General features: G+C 59.4%; 17 protein-coding genes, 1 tRNA gene and 1 riboswitch. Of the genes, 1 reads left to right on the plus strand and 17 read right to left on the minus strand.

Annotation, left to right across the window (positions count from 1 at the left end; genetic code table 11):
- Positions 1-224 precede the first annotated feature (224 nt).
- The 11 genes from J7382_RS14245 to J7382_RS14295 all read right to left on the minus strand — a co-directional run bounded on the left by J7382_RS14245 (position 225) and on the right by J7382_RS14295 (position 8,358).
- Positions 225-959: an ABC transporter permease gene (locus J7382_RS14245; RefSeq protein WP_209069694.1), complete on the minus strand. Its 735-nt coding sequence runs from the start codon at positions 957-959 to the stop codon at positions 225-227.
- Positions 956-1,684, minus strand: coding sequence for an ABC transporter ATP-binding protein (locus J7382_RS14250; RefSeq protein WP_209069695.1), 729 nt, complete (start codon positions 1,682-1,684; stop codon positions 956-958). The genes J7382_RS14245 and J7382_RS14250 overlap by 4 nt, the downstream gene beginning before the upstream one ends.
- Positions 1,681-2,361 carry a thiaminase II gene (gene tenA, locus J7382_RS14255; RefSeq protein WP_209069696.1) on the minus strand — a complete coding sequence of 227 codons (681 nt, stop codon included), beginning with the start codon at positions 2,359-2,361 and terminating at the stop codon, positions 1,681-1,683. The genes J7382_RS14250 and tenA overlap by 4 nt, the downstream gene beginning before the upstream one ends.
- The gene (locus J7382_RS14260; protein WP_209069697.1) at positions 2,358-3,293 is read right to left on the minus strand and encodes an ABC transporter substrate-binding protein; all 936 of its coding nucleotides are present in this window, start codon (positions 3,291-3,293) and stop codon (positions 2,358-2,360) included. Before J7382_RS14260 ends, tenA begins: the two co-directional genes overlap by 4 nt.
- Positions 3,294-3,309: 16 nt before the next feature.
- The gene (locus J7382_RS14265) at positions 3,310-4,275 is read right to left on the minus strand and encodes a HesA/MoeB/ThiF family protein (protein ID WP_209069698.1); all 966 of its coding nucleotides are present in this window, start codon (positions 4,273-4,275) and stop codon (positions 3,310-3,312) included.
- The gene (locus tag J7382_RS14270; protein ID WP_209069699.1) at positions 4,272-4,868 is read right to left on the minus strand and encodes a thiamine phosphate synthase; all 597 of its coding nucleotides are present in this window, start codon (positions 4,866-4,868) and stop codon (positions 4,272-4,274) included. Before J7382_RS14270 ends, J7382_RS14265 begins: the two co-directional genes overlap by 4 nt.
- Positions 4,865-5,638 carry a thiazole synthase gene (locus J7382_RS14275; protein WP_058238499.1) on the minus strand — a complete coding sequence of 258 codons (774 nt, stop codon included), beginning with the start codon at positions 5,636-5,638 and terminating at the stop codon, positions 4,865-4,867. Before J7382_RS14275 ends, J7382_RS14270 begins: the two co-directional genes overlap by 4 nt.
- A 1-nt stretch (position 5,639) precedes the next feature.
- On the minus strand, positions 5,640-5,834 hold the full coding sequence (gene thiS / locus J7382_RS14280) for a sulfur carrier protein ThiS (RefSeq protein WP_058238500.1): 195 nt from the start codon (positions 5,832-5,834) through the stop codon (positions 5,640-5,642).
- A complete protein-coding gene (locus J7382_RS14285; RefSeq protein ID WP_209069700.1) occupies positions 5,818-6,795 on the minus strand; it encodes an FAD-dependent oxidoreductase in 978 nt (325 codons plus the stop codon). The genes thiS and J7382_RS14285 overlap by 17 nt, the downstream gene beginning before the upstream one ends.
- Positions 6,792-7,595, minus strand: coding sequence for a bifunctional hydroxymethylpyrimidine kinase/phosphomethylpyrimidine kinase (gene thiD / locus J7382_RS14290; protein WP_209069701.1), 804 nt, complete (start codon positions 7,593-7,595; stop codon positions 6,792-6,794). Before thiD ends, J7382_RS14285 begins: the two co-directional genes overlap by 4 nt.
- A 48-nt stretch (positions 7,596-7,643) precedes the next feature.
- A riboswitch (TPP riboswitch) is annotated at positions 7,644-7,751 on the minus strand.
- A 133-nt stretch (positions 7,752-7,884) separates the two neighbouring features.
- Positions 7,885-8,358, minus strand: a complete 474-nt coding sequence (locus J7382_RS14295) for a YHS domain-containing (seleno)protein (RefSeq protein ID WP_209069702.1) — start codon at positions 8,356-8,358, stop codon at positions 7,885-7,887.
- A 132-nt stretch (positions 8,359-8,490) separates the two neighbouring features.
- Between J7382_RS14295 and J7382_RS14300 the strand changes: the two genes are divergently transcribed.
- Positions 8,491-9,057 (plus strand): TetR/AcrR family transcriptional regulator, encoded by a 567-nt coding sequence (locus tag J7382_RS14300; RefSeq protein ID WP_209069703.1) that lies wholly within the window; start codon positions 8,491-8,493, stop codon positions 9,055-9,057.
- 51 nt (positions 9,058-9,108) lie between these two features.
- On the opposite strand, the gene J7382_RS14305 is transcribed toward J7382_RS14300, so the two are convergent.
- The 6 genes from J7382_RS14305 to gpmI form a co-directional block, all read right to left on the minus strand.
- Positions 9,109-9,185, minus strand: a tRNA-Arg gene (locus tag J7382_RS14305).
- A gap of 90 nt (positions 9,186-9,275) precedes the next feature.
- Positions 9,276-11,531: a methyl-accepting chemotaxis protein gene (locus J7382_RS14310; protein WP_247745018.1), complete on the minus strand. Its 2,256-nt coding sequence runs from the start codon at positions 11,529-11,531 to the stop codon at positions 9,276-9,278.
- 148 nt (positions 11,532-11,679) lie between these two features.
- Entirely contained in the window at positions 11,680-12,162 is a 483-nt protein-coding gene (locus tag J7382_RS14315) for an RNA pyrophosphohydrolase (protein WP_058238523.1), read from the minus strand.
- Between the two features lie 160 nt (positions 12,163-12,322).
- Positions 12,323-13,660, minus strand: a complete 1,338-nt coding sequence (locus J7382_RS14320; RefSeq protein ID WP_058238524.1) for a S41 family peptidase — start codon at positions 13,658-13,660, stop codon at positions 12,323-12,325.
- Between the two features lie 3 nt (positions 13,661-13,663).
- Positions 13,664-14,776 (minus strand): peptidase M23, encoded by a 1,113-nt coding sequence (locus tag J7382_RS14325; protein ID WP_209069749.1) that lies wholly within the window; start codon positions 14,774-14,776, stop codon positions 13,664-13,666.
- Positions 14,777-14,808: 32 nt separating this feature from the next.
- Positions 14,809-16,338, minus strand: coding sequence for a 2,3-bisphosphoglycerate-independent phosphoglycerate mutase (gene gpmI, locus J7382_RS14330; protein ID WP_209069704.1), 1,530 nt, complete (start codon positions 16,336-16,338; stop codon positions 14,809-14,811).
- Between the last annotated feature and the right edge of the window lie 130 nt (positions 16,339-16,468).

A 16,468-nucleotide genomic window follows, 5' to 3' on the forward strand; every position in this document is an offset into this window, starting at 1 on the left:
GTCACGTGCCAAGAAATATGAATACCCATTTGCTTGGCAGTAGGTGGTTAAAGATGTCTTAACCAAAAGCGGCAGACGTCATCACAAAGCGAAAAAAATACATTTGTATCGAAAAAATTCACTTTGTGATGACAATTTCCCCAATGACTGCGCGAGGAAGATTTCACAAAACAATCAGGAGTTTATTCCTGTATGCAATGCTGCGTGGGCCGGCAAGCGCGCGATCAGGTTTCGCGATCCCCCAGTCTGCGCGTTAGTTTTGCCGCCGCCAGATAGAGCAGAACAGAGAGCACACCCAGCGTCAGCATGGCCGCAAACATCAGATCGGTTTTGGCGCGCCCATTGGACATGATCATCAGCGCCCCGAGCCCGCGCGACGCCCCGACCCACTCGCCGATGACCGCCCCAATCGGTGCATAAACTGCTGCCAATCGCACACCTGCTCCCAGATTGGGCAAGGCCGCTGGCACCCGGATCTGCCACAGGATCCGGTTGGGGTTGGCCTGCATGGTTTTCGCCAGATCCAGATAGCCCGGTGGGGTGCGCATCAAGCCGTCAAAAAAGGCAGAGGTCACCGGGAAATAGATGATCAGAACGGCCATGGCGATTTTCGACCATAGGCCAAAGCCCAGCCAAAGCGTCAGGATGGGGGCCAGAGCAAACACAGGCAAAGCCTGTGTGAAGACCAGAATGGGCTGTATCAAGGTGCGGGCGGTCTTGGAGGTGGCCAGTTGCAATGCAGTGGCAATGCCCAGCGTTGTGCCAATGGCCATGCCCAGCAAAATTTCCTGCAAGGTCACCAACGTGTGCTCGGCAATCACCAGCCGGTTGGTCCACCACGCCTCGGCCACGAGCGCGGGCCCCGGCAGGATGAACTTCTGCACGCCTGTTGCGGTGACGATGCTCTGCCAGACGACAAGCGCAAAGATTGTGGCGGCAAAGGGAGGCCAGACCTTCATGCAACCTGCTCCATCAGAAGTTTCAGCAAGGCCGACTGACAGGTCAGCGTGTCAAGCGCATCCACTGCTCGGGGCACGGGCGATTGGGGCGGGGTCACGGCCTGCAGCTGTGTCGCGGTCATGACGTGGATGGCGTGGCCCAATCGTGCCGCCTCTCCGGGATCATGGGTCACCATCATCACGGTGCGCCCCTCTAACAGTTCGACCGCCAGATCCTGCATCGCGGCACGGGTTTGCGCATCCAGCGCAGAAAAGGGTTCATCCAACAGAATGATCGGCTTGCCTTCCATCAGGGTGCGCGCCAGGGCCACGCGCTGACGCTGACCGCCGGAGAGTTCTGTCGGTTTCTTGTGGCGGTGATCCTGAAGACCACAGCGGTCAAGCAAGTGTTCGAGCCGCGACACATCGCCAGGCTGGCCACGCAGCCGCGCGCCCAGCGTGATGTTTTTTTCCACCGACGCCCAGGGCAGCAACAGATCACTTTGCGCCATATAGGCGATACGCTCTGCCACAGGCAGCTCATCGGTGGCGGCAATGGTGCCGTCGAACGCCGCACCCGTTGGCAGATCGGCCAGAAGGCGCAGCACCGTTGTTTTGCCCACACCGGAACCGCCCAACAGGCAGGTCCAGCGCCCGGCATCCAATGTCAGCGACAGCGGCGCAAAGAGCTGCCGTCCCTCAATTGTGGCGGATCCAGCCAAGGTGATGCCGGGCGCCATGCTCATGGGGTCAGACCCATCTGCCAGAAGCTGACTTCCAGTTCCGTGGCCTTACGGAACTTGTCACAGAGGGTCGCAAACCGCGGGCTGTTGGCATAGTCTTTGCCCAGTCGACGCTCCAGCGCGCTGTCGAGCAATTGACCAACGGCGGCGCAATCGCCCTGAAAGCCCTCACCGGCGTAGGTGCCAATCCAATCCGCGTAGGTCTCAGAGGATTTCTCTTCGCCCAGACGTGCGCCGATCTCGCCATAGCCCATCACACAGGGGGCCAGCGCCGCCAGCAGATCCAGCAGATCGCCAGAATAGCCCGCTTCGAGCACAAAACGTGTGTAGGCCAGATTTTCAGGCCGCTCCGGTGTGGCGAACAAGTCTTCCTGCGGGATGCCTGCCGCCTCACAGATACCAACATGAAGTTGCATCTCTTCGGCCACCAGTGCGTTGACCGTGGCGACAGCGGCGAGCATTTCCTCATGGGTTTCCGATTTCACCACCGCCAGCGCCCAAGCGCGGGAGAAATGGATCAGAAACACATAGTCCTGACGCAGGTAGTGCAGGAAAGACTCCCGGGGCAGTGACCCATCTTTCAGCCCTTCGACAAAGGCATGGCGGGTGTAAGCCCCCCATGCCTCTCCGGCAGCTTCGCGCATCAGCGCGAAGGCCCGGCCATAGTCTGGCGTGCTCATTGTGCGGTCACATCGATGGTGATATCAGACACGGGTTTGATGCTGTCGGTCATGCCGCTGTCTTTGAGGAATTCCTCAAACCGTGCGTAGCGACCCGCGTCAAAGCCGGCAGGGCGCAGCGCGAAACGCGGCAGCGTGTCGACCCAAGCGCGTTTGTTCAACTCGTCCTGAAGCTCCGAAGAGGTGGCAGAGAAGATTTCCCAGCTTTTGACCGGATTGTTCACAATGTACTGCGTGGCTTTCTCTGTGGCGGCAAGGAAACGCGCCACTTTGTCGGCATCCATCGTGTCTGGATTGGCCACATAGATCAGCTCATCATAAGAGGGCACGCCCTCTTCTTCGATGTAAAAGCAGGTGCCCGGTGCGCCTTCGATATCCATCTGGTTGAGTTCAAAGTTGCGATAGGCGCCAATCACGGCAGAGACCTGACCGGACATGACTGATGGGCCAAGCGAGAAGTTGACATTCACCAGCTCAACATCGGCCAAATCCACGCCATATTTGCCCAGCACCGCGCCCAGCACAGCCTCTTCCACACCGGCCACGGAATAGCCGATCTTCTTGCCCTTGAGATCCGCAGGGGTTTTGATTGGGCCGTCTTTCATCACCAGAAGACAGTTGAGCGGGGTGGCCACCAATGTGCCCACGCGCTTGAGCGGCAAACCTTCATGCACCTGCAGGTGCAGGCTCGGCTGATACGACACGGCCAGATCGGCCTGACCAGCGGCCACAAGGCGCGGCGGCATGGACGGATCCGCAGGTGGTACAATTTCCACCTCAAGGCCCTGCTCCTCAAAGTAACCATTCTCTTCTGCCACGATGATCGGGCCGTGGTCGGGGTTGACGAACCAGTCCAGCAGAAGGGTCATCTTGTCTGCGGCCATGGCCGGGGCGGCGGCAAAAATGGCCGCGGCGGTGATCAGGTGCTTCATGTGGTGTCCTCTCATCCTAAGAAGCGGAAGCCGCGACGAGGACAATCTCGCCGGGCCAGATATCATGGGTGTTTTCTGCGGCACGCCAGGCCCGCAGGCCCGTTGCACAGCACAGCGCCAGCCGCCCCTCGGCCACTGACAACATGTCTTTGAGATCGGCAGGCGCAATCCGCAGCGCCGACGGGTGGGCCGGGATCGGTGCCTCCTGCGTATCGCGCAACTCAACAATCGTGTCGCTGGCCCCCAGCATCTGCGGGGCCACAAAAGCAAAAGCCTGTTCAGGCTCTGGTGCGGCGTCAAAGCGGAAGGCTGCGCTGCGCATGGTTTTGGCGTCAAACTGCACCATCTGTCCCAGCGGGCTTGGGGTCTGCCCCATCAAGCAAGCCAATGCCATCTGCGCCTGCATGGCCCCCATGATGGCCACCACAGGGCCCATCACACCCGCGGTTGCGCAGCTTGCGGCATTCTGCGGAGCCTCCGGAAACAGGGCGCGCAACGAAGGAGCCCCACCACAAACGCCCGCCACATAGCCAGACAATCCCAGCGCGGAGGCGGTGATCAAAGGGATGGCCTTTGCCAGACAGAGGTCACTCAGGCTGTAGCTGACGGCATAGCTGTCTGCGCAATCCATCACCAATGTGACGCCCTCCACGAGGTCCGGTGCCGACGCTGGAGTCAGCCGCGCAAACACAGGCTCCACCGTGATCTCACTGTTGAGGGCGCGGCAGCGCGCGGCGGCAACATCGGCTTTGGGCTGGCCCTGATCGGCCTCTGAAAACAGAGTTTGGCGGTGCAGATTGGAAAGCTCTACCCGATCCCCGTCCACGATGGTGATGCGGCCCACACCTGCCCCAGCCAGAAGCGGCAAGGCAGGGGCCGCAAGCCCCCCAGCGCCAATCACCAGCACATGGGCGTCGGCCAGTTGGGCCTGACCATGGCTGCCCACTTCGGGCAGGATCATCTGGCGGGCATAGCGGCTCACGCAGAGACCTCCAGCCACTGACGCACGCGCGCCTCAGGGTCTGCATTTAAGGTGATGTCGGTGACCGCAGAGACGATATCTGCGCCCGCCTCATAGACACCGGGCGCACGTTCAACGGACATGCCACCGATGCCCACCAGAGGCATCTCCCCCACGCGGGCTTTCCATTCGGTGACACGCGGCAGGCCCTGTTGGTGCCATTTCATCTTCTTCAGAATGGTGGGGTAGACTGGCCCCAGCGCGACGTAATCCGGCGCCATTGCCAGAACGCGCTCCAACTCGTCATCATCATGGGTGGAGACCCCCATCTTGAGCCCCGCCGCACGAATGGCCTTGAGATCGGCGATGTCCAAATCTTCCTGCCCGAGGTGAATCCAGTCACAGCCCAGGTCAATCGCGGCCTGCCAGTAATCGTTGATCACCAGCACACAATCATGAGCGCGGCACAGCGCCTGCGCTTCGGCAATCTGCGCGCGCACATGCGCGTCGGTGGCGTCTTTGATGCGCAGCTGCACAAGTTTGATACCCAGCGGCAACATGCGCTTGAGCCAGCTGACATCATCAAAAATCGGGTAGAATTTATGCAGGCTCATGACAGAAAGGCCTTTCCGATCACCGGGGTGGAAGCTTCGGCCATGTCGCGGGCTTCAATGGGATCTGCTTCATGGGCGGCCTGTCCGGCCTCCACGGCGGCCATCATGGCGCGCGCCATCTGCACAGGATCGCCCGCACGCGCCACTGCGGTGTTGAGCAGGACCGCATCAAAGCCCAGCTCCATCGCCGCCGCCGCATGGCTTGGCAGGCCAATGCCGGCATCCACCACCAGCGGCACGTCGGGAAATTCCGCCCGCATGGCCCGCAGGGCATAGATGTTGTTCAGCCCGCGGCCGGAGCCGATGGGCGCCCCCCATGGCATCAGCACTTCACAGCCTGCTTCCAGCAGACGCTCCCCCACGATCAGATCCTCGGTGGTGTAGGGGAAAACTTCAAAACCGTCCTCTGAGAGGATGCGCGCGGCCTCCACCAGCTGGAACACATCGGGTTGCAAGCTGTCTGTGTGGCCGATCAGTTCCAGCTTGATCCATTTGGTGTCAAAGACCTCGCGCGCCATATGGGCCGTGGTCACCGCTTCCTTGACGGTGTGGCAACCTGCGGTGTTGGGCAGCACATGCACGCCCAGATCCTCGATCATCTTCCAGAAGGTCTGTCCGGTGCCGCCCGCGCCTTCCCGGCGCAGCGAAACCGTAGCCACCGAAGCCCCAGAGGCCCGGAACGCTTCTTCGAGAATAGCGGGGCTTGGATATTGCGCGGTGCCCAGCATCAGTGGATTGGGCAGGGTGACGCCATAAAACTCTTTGGACATGTCAGCCTCCCTGCATGGGCGCCACAACCTCGATGCGGTCGCCCTCTGTCACTGGGGTTGTGGCCCGCAAGGTGGCCGGCACAAAGACTTCGTTGCATGAGGTCGCCACGCGGCCAGAAAAGCCACACTCCTCCAGCAGCGCGGCCAGCGTGGCAGAGGCCACCTCGCGCGGGGTTCCGTTAAGCACGATCTTCATCGACCATCTCCGAATGTGTGTTGTGAAGGGCCAGCTCCGCCACGCCGCGCGCCAAGGCAGGTGCCAGCAGATAGCCATGACGGTAAAGCCCATTGGCATAAATGGTGTGTCCAAGGCGGCGAATGCGCGGCAGGTTGTCCGGAAAGGCAGGCCGCAGATCCACGCCGATTTCCAGCACTTCCGCCTCGCCAAAAGCCGGGTTCAGCGCATAGGCCGCGCTCAGAAGTTCCAGCATGGAGCGGGCGGTGATGCGGCTGCTGTCTTCGCTTTCGATCATCGTGGCCCCCAGCATGTAGATGCCCTCGCCACGCGGCACGATATAGAGCGGCATACGCGGATGCAGAAGCCGCACCGGCCGGGTGATCTCCACATCCGGGCAGCGGATCACCAGCATTTCGCCTTTCACGCCACGCAGATCATAGAGATACTCGCGCGCGGACAGGCCCCGGCAATCAATCGCATTCTGAAGCCCAGCGGGCGCGATGCGCTTGTGGATGGTCACGCCTTTGTCTTTCAGACCCCGATAGAGATCCTGCAGAGCTTTGCGTGGATCCAGATGCGCCTCTTCTTCAAAGAACAGGCCCTGACCAAAGCCATGCAGATCCGGCTCCAGTGCGGCCACGCGCGCCCGATCCACTTCAACAAACCCTTCGGTGCGGCGGGCAAAGCGGCGCATATCCGGCAGGTCACGTTTGTTGGCCAGCACCAGCGTGCCGGCGCGGGTAACCTCCGTATGGGCCGCCCACCAGCCGATGGCCTCTTGTCCCAGCCGCAGCACCGGCTCTTCGGCGTTTTCATACTCACACCAAGGTGCCAGCATGCCACCTGCCCACCAGCTACAGCCATGTGGCCCCGGTGGCCCGGCAGGATCATAGATCTCCACCGTCGCGCCGCGCTCGGTCAGTTCCGTGGCCACGGCCAACCCGGCCACGCCCGCCCCTATGACAGAGTAAACCGTCATGCAGGCCAGACCCGGTGGAAATGGTGCAAAGGTCCATGACCCTGGCCGATATTGAGATCATCCGCCGCCGCGATGGCCCCCTGCAGATAGGCATGCGCCTCGCGCACGGCCTCTGACAAGGTCATCCCTTTCGCCAGACCGGCAGCGACGGAGGAAGACAGGGTACACCCGGTGCCATGGGTGTTTTTGGTGGCGCGGCGCGGCGCGGTGAGCTCCAACGCAACGCCTTCAGCGGTGATGAGGTAATCATGACAGATGTCGCCTGCGGCATGGCCGCCTTTCATCAGAACCGCCTGCGCGCCCAGATCACACAGCGCGCGGCCCTGTGCGATCACCTCTGCTTCGTCTTTGGCAAACTCTGTCTCCAGCAGGCGCGCGGCCTCGGGAAGATTTGGGGTGATCACCGTGGCGCGGGGCAGAAGCACCTCTCGCAGGGTGGCCACCGCCGCATCCGCCAGCAAAGCATCGCCGGATTTGGCAATCATCACCGTGTCCAGCACGATCGGGCCTGTGAAGCCCGCCAGTGCATCGGCGACTTCATGGATGATCTCTGGTGTGGCCAGCATGCCAATCTTGATCGCATCAGCACCGATATCAGACAGCACCGCCTCAATTTGTGCCCGCACCACATCCAGCGGCACCGGATGGACCGCCGTCACGGCCTCTGTGTTCTGTGCGGTGATGGCGGTGATCACGCTGGTTCCGAATGTGCCCAATGCGCTGAAGGCTTTCAGATCTGCCTGAATGCCCGCGCCGCCGCCACTGTCGGATCCTGCGATTGTCAAAGCGATATGTGCCAAGGCGATGCCTCCCAGTCAAAGACGGGATTCCGCGCGGCCTAAACGTCATCATTTTACGACACCGTTCCCTCCGCCGGAATTGCCCGGATCAGGTTCGATGGGTTTACGCAACAGCGCCTCTCAGCCCCCTCAAGTGGGACACCCCAACGGTTTGGCCAAGTGATAGACAAGCGCAACCGTAACGTCAATCACAGGGGACCGTGCGTTAGGATCAGAACAAAAAACCCCCGCCATTTCTGGCGAGGGCAGTCGACCATTGGAGTGGTGGTCTTAAAATCAGCGATGCAGATTACTGCTGCAGCTCTTCTGGGGATTTGCTTTCGATGTTCACCCAGTTGTCATCCGCACGGGCGATCAGACCTGGAACATCTTCTTCCCAGCGCTGCTGGATGTCTTTGGACAGGTTCAGGAAGAGTTCGCCATCAACGATTTTCCAGTACTCAGGGTCGCCGTCGAATTTGAAGCCCATGGCCGCGCCGAAGGCGCAGTAACCGCCATACTGAGGCAGGTAAGCTTCTGGATCTGCGTCAAAAGCCGCTTTATGCTCTTCAGAAGCAAAACGATAGGTCGCATCGTTGTATACAGAGCTGATCCGGTAGTCGCCTTTGGTTGGGGCACCTTCTGTGAAGTACGCTACTGGGTCATAGCCCTGCATCGCGAGACCTGTGGAGCTTGCGTTCAGCTCAACGCCAGCTGCGATGGAAGAGGTGGCAACAGCAAGGGAAAGTGCGGCACCGGTGATCAAAGACTTGAAGACAGACATGGGAGTTCCTTCTCGGTTTTAAATCTCGTTAGGAACCGCTTGGTCCCTAATGAAAATACAATTAGTGTTAGGAACCGAATGGTACAAATCAAATGGATGTGAACTTCATGACAAAGGAAAGCGAGCGGTCTCATGGCCCGACCCAGAGAGTTTGACATTGACCAGGCCATTGACGGTGCCATGGAGATTTTCTGGCGTCAGGGCTTCAAGGCCACCAATATGCCTTATCTGCTGATGGCGATGGGGCTGACGCGCGGCAGCTTCTACAAAGCTTTTGAGGACAAGGAGTCTGTCTACTTCAAAACACTGGAGCATTATGACGAGAAAGTGGTCACCACCACGGTGGCCATGCTGGAGGGCTGTACTGCGGCCAAGGCCAGTGACTGTCTTATGCCCTTGTTCACGCAAAGTCCGAAATCAGGCTATGGCTGTTTTATCTGCAACGCCATGGTCGAAGTGGCCCCCGAGAATCCCAAGGTGGCCGAAAAGACCCAGGACATGGCGCAGCGCCTGAAAGCGGCAATCAAAACCGTTCTGGACAAGCGCGACGTGGGAAGCTCCTCAGCGCAACGCGCCGATCTGGCCGACATGATCCTGCACCTCTATTTTGGATTTCAGGCGATGGGCAAATCCGGCTGGCCACATGAAGACTGGTCCGAGCGGCTCAAACGCCTTCTGGAAGAAACAGAACCGGCCTGAGCCTCTTCTGGCAAGCTCAAAAGCCTAGGCAATCACAGGCACACAAGAAAGTGGCGACCCCGGCAGGATTCGAACCTGCAACCTGCCCCTTAGGAGGGGGCTGCTCTATCCAGTTGAGCCACGGGGCCATGTCGGTGTGTTCTAAACGCGACCTGTGAGATTGTCATGCAGGTTTTCTGCGGTGCGACATCCCAAAGTGATGCCAATGGGCACTGTAGTCAGCCCGTTGCTTGAATCGGCTCCGCGCCTTCAACAGGAGAGATATCCGTGTCATGCCCCACATCAAACCGCGACACGATACTTGCGAGGTTTTGTGCTTCGCCTTGCAACATCTGGCTAGAGGCAGCCGCCTCTTCTGCCATGGCCGTGTTCTGTTGCGTCATGGCATCCAGATCTCTCATGGCAGTATTGATGTTATCCAAACCAGAGGATTGGGCGCGCACGCTATCTGAAATTTCGCTGACCAGATCAGAAACAAAACTGACCTCGGTGATGATTTTACTGAGCGCATCGCCCGCGCGCGCCACCATCCCGACGCCATTGGCCACCTGATCTTCACTGGCAGCCGTCAACTCCTGAATTTTGCCAGCCGCCGCTGCAGCGCGCTGTGCCAAGGCCCGAACTTCGCTGGCCACTACGGCAAAACCGCTGCCTGCGCTGCCCGCCCGTGCCGCTTCGACCCCAGCATTGAGTGCCAGCAAATTGGTTTGAAAGGCGATATCCTCAATCACGGAAATAGTCTGCGCAATTTCATCTGAAGCTTTTTGAATTTCATCCATCGCGGCCACTGCCGACCCCACCACATCGCGACTATTCTCAGCCTCTGTGCGGGCATGGCGCATGGCATCATCCACGCGATTGGCCCGATCCGCTGTGGTTTTCACGCCATCGGACAAATCATGAAGCGCTTTAGCTGTGTCTTCCAAGGTGGCGGCGGCACTTTCGGTGCGTTTCTCCATCACCGTGGCCGCAGACTTCTGCTCGTTGGAATATTGCCCCACATTCTGGGACGCTTCGACAATGCTGGACATCAGATCACGCAGATTGGACAGGCTGTGATTGAACGTCTCCCGCAGCGCTTCATAATCCGCCACAAAGGCTTCCTTGATATCACAGGCCAGATTGCCGCGTTCAAGTTCGGCGAGCGCTTCGCTCATCCTATCGACCACCGCTGCTGTTTTACGTGCAGTGACGGCCTCACGAGCAGACGCCTCGTCCGCCATTTTGAGCCGATCCCGAAAAGCGCCGATCGTCTTTGCCAGATCACCCAGCTCATCTCGTCGCGTTGTGCCAGATATATCGACGTCATAGTCGCCTTCGGAGAGCGCTGTCGTGACCTGATGCAGAGCTTCAATCGGTCGGGTCACCCGCCGTGCCGCCATCCAAGATACGAGTGCCGCCAGTATCACCGCAGAGGCAATCATCAAAAGCGCCAGAAGGCGAATGCGATGAACCGCCGCAAATGCGGCAATTCGATCTGTCTCCATGATGAGCGACCAATCAAACCCAGCGATACTAAGCGGCATCACTCGTGCAATCACATCAAGGCCAGCAAGCGTTTGGGCGTGTTCCAGCACATCCGCAGTGCCAGACATGGCAGATTGGATGTGAGGCAAAGCGCTCAGATTGGCGAACTCCTCAAACTGGTTCGGCAACAGAGACGGGCTGCGAGCAACGCCATCGGCGCTGACCAGATAGAGATTCTGATCCCCCTCAGGCGAAACACTTGCCGCCAGCACCTCCGCCACGCGTGCGCTTGAGAGTTGCACCGCTAAAACACCCGCCACCACTTTCTTTTTGCTCAGAACCGGAATGGCCAAGAAGGCACCGGGCGTATCGCCGTGGGGGGCATAGGGCGCAAAATCCGCAGTTACAATATCGCCTGGAGCTGCGCTCAAGGCCCCCTGATAGGCCTGTCCTAACCCTGTCTCAGACAGAGGTCCCCTGGAAAAATCCTGAGCAAAATCATCCTGTTTTCGTACCGAATAGAGAAGTCGTCCCTCCAGATTGAAGAGGTAGATGTCCTCATATCTGTTCAGCCGCAGTGACCGCAGGAAGGTGGGGTGATAGCTGGCGTGCGATTGACTGTAATATTCGCCATCGCCCGGATCCACCAAAGCCGCACGCTCCTCTGCGGAATTGGGATTTTCGGTGATGTAGGTGCGTGTCAGATAGGTGACCGGATCTTCTTCGATCATCTTGTAGACACGATCAAAGTTGCTGATGGCGCGGAAGGTAGTGGGTTGGTCGGCGGTCATCACAAGATCACGCCGCACCGCCTCAATCAGGGAGGTCAACGCCTGCTGACCGGCGTTGGCCGTGGCAGCATTGGACAGATACACATCATGCTCAATCTTGTCTTCCGCCATGCGGTACACAAGAAAAGACACCGTCACCAAAAAAGTGGTGGTGACTGCGACCATGATCATGGGCAGCTTCAATTTGAGCGACACACGGCGGCTGGCGAACATCATCCTTCACTCCCGGCCGCCCAAGGCGGCTCTTGGATTTGCGTATGACGTTAAGGAATATAGCCAAACTCCCTGCCATTTCTTTAAGGCCCTGCGGTGACCTCAGGACATGCTCGTAAAACTGAGCCGCAACAGGCGCCGCTAAGCCCGTTCAAACCTTGTTACCAAAGGCCGCGACAACCTCTTCATAGACGGCGCGTTTGAAGGGGACGATATTGTCCACAAGCTGGTCCACTGGAAGCCAGCGCCATTTGGAAAACTCTTGGTGCTCCACCTCGATGGTGACCTGATCATCGGTGCCGTGAAAGCGCATCAGATACCATTTCTGCTTTTGACCGCGATATTTGCCTTTCCAGATCTTGGCCTGAATTTCGCGTGGAAGATCATAGGCAATCCAGCCCTCTGTCTCTGCCTCAATGGTGACCAGATCTGCGGAAACGCCGGTTTCCTCTTCCAACTCACGCAAGGCCGCCACGCGGGGCTCTTCGCCTTTGTCGATACCGCCCTGCGGCATCTGCCAAGCGGGCGTCTGACTGTCGATGCGCTGACCGACAAAGACATGGCCCGCGCCATTCACAAGCATCACACCCACGTTTTTGCGATAGGGCAGTTGTTCGATCTCTTGCTCGGTCATGCTTCAGACTCCTCTCAAAGGCGATGTTTCTGTCCTATAGCAGTTTGCGTCTGAGCTGAATCGCTTATTTGCTGCCGCTCTCATAGGTCTACCGCCAAAGCGCCTCCCAACAAAAAAGGCGCCCCGTAGGGCGCCTTTGCAGAACACTGATCTAAGAGGCTTACTCTTTGGGGCCCAATGCGGAGAGACCTTTGAGAATATCCAGCGCATAGGCGAGCTGATAATCCTCTTCGCGCAGTTTTGCAGCCTCTTCTGCTTTGGTGCGGTCTTCCTCAATCTGGCGGATTTCATCCTCTGTCAGACTGTCATTGTTGAGACTGCCACGCAGATCCGCTTCAGAACGGGAGAAGCGGTTGGTTTCTTCCTCCGCGGCTTCCTCTTCAGGCTGACGGCGCGGTTGTTCCACAACGATGTCCGGGCTGACGCCCAGCGCCTGAATGGAGCGCCCAGATGGCGTGTAATAGCGCGCCGTGGTCAGGCGCATCGCCCCATCGCCCCGCAATGGCATCACGGTCTGTACAGACCCTTTGCCAAAGCTCTTGGTGCCCACGACAATTGCGCGGCGGTGATCCTGAAGCGCGCCGGCCACAATCTCGGAGGCAGAGGCGGAGCCACCGTTGATCAGCACAACAATCGGCTTGCCTTCGGCCAGATCGCCCGGCGTGGCGTTATAACGCTCGCCGTCCTGCGGGTTGCGGCCACGTGTGGAGACGATCTCGCCTTTCTCAAGGAAACTGTCAGACACGGTTATCGCCTGTGTCAGCAGACCGCCGGGGTTGTTGCGCAGGTCAAGGACGATGCCATTCACATTGTCCAGACCGCCCAGCGCCTCGACCTGTTCGGCAAAGCCTGCTTCGAGGTTTGGCGTGGTCTGATCGTTGAAGGTGGTCACACGCAGCACGACGCTGTCGCCTTCGGTGCGGGAGCGCACGGCGGTCAGCTTGATGGTGTCGCGGATGATGGTGACGTCAAACGGCTCTGGCTCGCCTTCGCGCACCACGGTGATCACGATCTCGCTGCCCACAGGGCCGCGCATCTTTTCCACCGCTTCATCAAGATTAAGCCCCAGCACGCTTTCGCCATCCACATGGGTGATGTAATCGCCCGCTTCGATCCCTGCGGCATCGGCCGGCGTATCATCAATCGGGGAGACAACTTTCACGAAGCCCTCTTCCTGAGTGACCTCAATCCCAAGCCCGCCAAATTCGCCCCGCGTCTGCACCCGCATGTCATCCGCATCATCCGGCGACAGATAGCTGGAGTGCGGATCCAACGAGGTCAGCATGCCGTTGATGGCCGCCTCGATCAGGTCACCCTCATCAACTTCTTCGACATATTGAATGCGGATCCGCTCAAAGATGTCGCCAAACAGATCAAGCTGTTCATAGACATTGGTCTTGCGCTCGCTTTCCTGAGCCAAAAGCGGCCCGGCCACCTGGGTGGTGACCAAAAGCCCGGCCACGATGCCTCCCGCAGCGGCGGCGACGAATTTCTTCATTGCTTATCCATCCTCATTCACTTGGAACCACGTTGCCGGGTCCACGGGCGATTTGCCCTCTCTGATCTCTATATAGAGCGTTTCTGTGCGCCCATTGCCAGAGCCTTCACCAGACTGTGAGAGAATAGCGCCGCTTTCCAGCGCATTTCCTCCCATCAACCCCACGGGCGCGCCTTCGGCAAGCACTTCACCGACATCGCCATAGACCTGCGCCAACCCGGCCAATATGAACAATACACCCGGTTGCGGCTCAAGGATCATCACATTGCCGAAATCCAGCAAAGGTCCGCGATAGCGAATGGTTGCCGGTGTCGGGGTGACGACCAGCGCATTGGGACGTGTGGCCAGCACAATGCCCGGGCGCCGGATGCCTGCGGCATCTGCTTCGCCTGCGGCACGCAGCACGGTTGCCGCCACTGGCAGCGGCAATGTGCCCTTGCGCGTGGTCACATCCGGCAAGGCGATATCTTCAAGGCCTTCGACCTGAAGATCGACCAGCGCACTGGCGAACCCTTCTAGGGTTTCGGTGGAGGCAATCAGCAAGGCGGTTTGCACCGGATCCTCAGAAAAACGACGCGGCGGGTCCACCCGATCAGCGATGGCCTTGCTGAGCGCAGTGCGCGCATCCTGTGCCCCGGCCAACCCCTGCTGCAATGTCTCTGCCGCGCCTTCCTGCAGGCTGCGCAGGATGGTGACCTCTTCAAGATCCCGGCGCAGCTGTGCCGCCTTGCGTTCCAGTGCAGGGGTGACATCGGCCAAGATCATCCCCGAACGCGCCGTTCCCATCGGGCCGCCGGGGTGCACCATGATCACTTCGGCGGGGCCGGTGCTCATATTCTGCAACACGCCCAAAAGCCGTGCGATTTCGGCCTCTTGCGCCTTGAGTTGTTTGGACAGCTGCGCTTCGCGGATCGAGGCCCGGCGCAGCCCGGCGCGCAGCGCGGTCAGCCCTTCCTCATAGGCATGTACCACCCCGGTCAGAGACTTCACCTGATCGCGGCTGCTGGAGGCCCGCGCCAATGCAACAGACGCCGCTTCCAATTGATCGGCCGCAAGCCGCGCGGCCTCGGCCGGGTCGGTCTGCGCCATGGCAGGACCGCTGAGGGTGCAGGCCATCAGCAGCGCCAGAATATGGCCGCGCACCCTGTTCAAGCGATCAGGCTCTCACCGGTCATTTCGGCAGGCTGCGCCAGCCCCATGAGCTGCAATAATGTCGGAGCCAAATCCGCCAGACGCCCGGCGCGCAGGGTGGCGCCTTCTGGGCCATTCACCAGCACCACAGGCACCAGATTGGTGGTGTGAGCCGTATGTGGCCCGCCGGTTTGCGGATCCACCATCACTTCGCAATTGCCGTGATCTGCGGTGACAATCATGGTGCCGCCCACCTTCTCAAGCGCGGTGCGCACCTGCCCCAGCCCGCGATCCACCGCCTCACAGGCGGCCATTGCGGCCTCAAGACTACCGGTGTGACCGACCATGTCGGGGTTGGCATAGTTGGTCACGATCAGATCATAGCCCTGCTCAATCGCGGCCACGAATTTCTCGGTGACCTCATCGGCGCTCATTTCAGGCTGAAGGTCATAGGTCGCCACTTTGGGCGAGAGAGGCATAAAGCGGTCTTCGCCTTGTGAAGGCGTCTCTTCTCCACCGTTCAGAAAGAAAGTGACATGCGGATATTTTTCTGTTTCGGCCAGACGGAACTGGGTCTTGCCCTGTTTGGCGACCCATTCGCCCAGCGTGTTGACGATCTCCTGCTTCGGATAGGCCGTGGTCATATACTGATTATGCGCATCGGAGTAATCGACCATGCCCAGAACGGCGGCCCAAGCCGGACGTCCGGTGACGTCAAACGCGTCAAAACCCGGCTGCGCCAATGCAGCGAGGATTTCGCGGGCCCGGTCGGCACGGAAGTTCAGACAGAAAAACCCGTCTCCGTCATTGGCCCCAGCATAATCGCCGATCACAGTGGCCGCGATGAACTCATCGCTTTCCTCACGCGCATAAGCCGCTTCAATCGCCGCTGTGGCGTTTGTGGCGCGCTGCACACCATCGGCTTTGGTCCAGGCCGTGTAGGCTTGCGACACACGCTCCCACCGATTGTCCCGGTCCATGGCGTAATATCGTCCGGTCACCGTACCAACAGAGGCCCCCTCGGGGATCTGAGACAGCAGTGTTTCAAAATAGCCAAGCGCGGATTTGGGGGCCACGTCACGCCCATCTGTGATGGCATGTAGCACGACCGGCACACCGGCATCCGCGATGGCCTTGATCGCGGCGAGCACATGGGTGATGTGCCCATGCACGCCCCCATCGGAAACAACCCCCATCAGATGGGCGGTGCCGCCGGTTTCCTTCAGCTTGGAAATGAAGGCGACAAGTGTCTCATTGTCAAAAAACGATCCGTCTTCGATGGCCAGATCAATCTGCCCCAGATCCATCGCCACAACCCGGCCCGCGCCGATATTGGTATGGCCCACTTCCGAGTTGCCCATCTGCCCGCTTGGCAGGCCGACATCCGGGCCATGGGTGATCAGCGTGGCATTGGGACCATCAGCCATCATGGCATCAAAATGCGGAGTCTTGGCAAGGTAAGGCGCATTGGCCTCGGTGGCATCAGACAGGCCCCAGCCGTCCAGAATACACAAAACAACGGGCTTGGAAGGAAGGGGGGATGCCATAATCTGTCTGCTCCAACTGTCACTCTCGTGCGTTCTACATGGGCCGTGGCGGCGAAGGAACCGGTTTTGTGAAACTTTGCTCAGAGGACTGGGAAGTGGTGAACGATGTGCTGCCCGCCGAAGCAGAAAG

The sequence above is a fragment of the Shimia sp. R11_0 genome (genome assembly GCF_017744035.1).
GTDB classification, from domain to species: Bacteria; Pseudomonadota; Alphaproteobacteria; order Rhodobacterales; family Rhodobacteraceae; genus Shimia; species Shimia marina.

Coding starts and splice junctions, on each gene's coding strand:
- J7382_RS14275 (WP_058238499.1), bottom strand. CDS start 5,638: ATGTCCAAAGAGTTTTATGGCGTCACCCTGCCCAATCCACTGATGCTG.
- J7382_RS14285 (WP_209069700.1), bottom strand. CDS start 6,795: ATGACGGTTTACTCTGTCATAGGGGCGGGCGTGGCCGGGTTGGCCGTG.
- J7382_RS14315 (WP_058238523.1), bottom strand. CDS start 12,162: ATGACCGAGCAAGAGATCGAACAACTGCCCTATCGCAAAAACGTGGGT.
- J7382_RS14270 (WP_209069699.1), bottom strand. CDS start 4,868: ATGAGCCTGCATAAATTCTACCCGATTTTTGATGATGTCAGCTGGCTC.
- J7382_RS14295 (WP_209069702.1), bottom strand. CDS start 8,358: ATGTCTGTCTTCAAGTCTTTGATCACCGGTGCCGCACTTTCCCTTGCT.
- J7382_RS14320 (WP_058238524.1), bottom strand. CDS start 13,660: ATGAAGAAATTCGTCGCCGCCGCTGCGGGAGGCATCGTGGCCGGGCTT.
- tenA (WP_209069696.1), bottom strand. CDS start 2,361: ATGAGCACGCCAGACTATGGCCGGGCCTTCGCGCTGATGCGCGAAGCT.
- J7382_RS14260 (WP_209069697.1), bottom strand. CDS start 3,293: ATGAAGCACCTGATCACCGCCGCGGCCATTTTTGCCGCCGCCCCGGCC.
- J7382_RS14245 (WP_209069694.1), bottom strand. CDS start 959: ATGAAGGTCTGGCCTCCCTTTGCCGCCACAATCTTTGCGCTTGTCGTC.
- J7382_RS14300 (WP_209069703.1), top strand. CDS start 8,491: ATGGCCCGACCCAGAGAGTTTGACATTGACCAGGCCATTGACGGTGCC.
- J7382_RS14250 (WP_209069695.1), bottom strand. CDS start 1,684: ATGAGCATGGCGCCCGGCATCACCTTGGCTGGATCCGCCACAATTGAG.
- J7382_RS14310 (WP_247745018.1), bottom strand. CDS start 11,531: ATGATGTTCGCCAGCCGCCGTGTGTCGCTCAAATTGAAGCTGCCCATG.
- thiS (WP_058238500.1), bottom strand. CDS start 5,834: ATGAAGATCGTGCTTAACGGAACCCCGCGCGAGGTGGCCTCTGCCACG.
- gpmI (WP_209069704.1), bottom strand. CDS start 16,338: ATGGCATCCCCCCTTCCTTCCAAGCCCGTTGTTTTGTGTATTCTGGAC.
- J7382_RS14325 (WP_209069749.1), bottom strand. CDS start 14,776: ATGGCCTGCACCCTCAGCGGTCCTGCCATGGCGCAGACCGACCCGGCC.